1 protein-coding gene and 1 pseudogene are annotated in these 504 nt (G+C 67.1%); both read right to left on the bottom strand.

All coding sequences use genetic code 11. From position 1 onward, the window contains the following. Positions 1 to 321, bottom strand: a 321-nt coding sequence (locus tag ACTIF2_RS27750; protein WP_439500361.1) for an ATP-binding cassette domain-containing protein, incomplete at its 3' end; no start/stop codon positions are given. Between the two features lie 13 nt (positions 322 to 334). Next, positions 335 to 504: pseudogene (locus ACTIF2_RS27745) on the bottom strand (ABC transporter permease); the annotation flags it as partial.

Here is a 504-nt window from a genome sequence, read left to right as displayed (position 1 = left end):
GATCCGCATGTGCGGGGTGAGGCCGGTGATCGAATCCTGGAAGATCAGCGCCAGCGCCGAGCCGCGCAACTGATCGAGCCGGGAACGTGGCATGCCGACCATCTGTTCACCGTTGAACAGCGCCGAGCCGCTGACCATGCCGTTCGACGGCAGCAGGCCGAGCAGGCCGAGCATGGTCTGGCTCTTGCCCGAGCCGGACTCGCCGACGATGCCGAGGCAGCGGCCGGGCTCGAGGCTGAAGCTGACGCTGTCCACGGCGCGGACGATCCCGCGCGGGGTGCGGAAGCTGACCGAGAGGTTCTCGATTTCGAGCAAGGGCATCAGTGTTGCCTTCTTATCTTTGCCGGGGGTCGAGAGCGTCGCGCAGCCCGTCGCCGACATAGTTGAAGGACAGCATGGTGATCGCCAGCAGCGTTGCCGGAAAGCCGAGCGCCCAGGGCGCGCTGTCGAGCTGGCTGGCGCCCTGGTTGATCAGCAGGCCCCAGCTGGTCAGCGGCTCCTGCA

This window comes from Allobosea sp. (assembly GCF_051860145.1).
Classification (GTDB): Bacteria; Pseudomonadota; Alphaproteobacteria; order Rhizobiales; family Beijerinckiaceae; genus Allobosea.
This window is presented reverse-complemented; position numbering and strand designations above follow the sequence as displayed.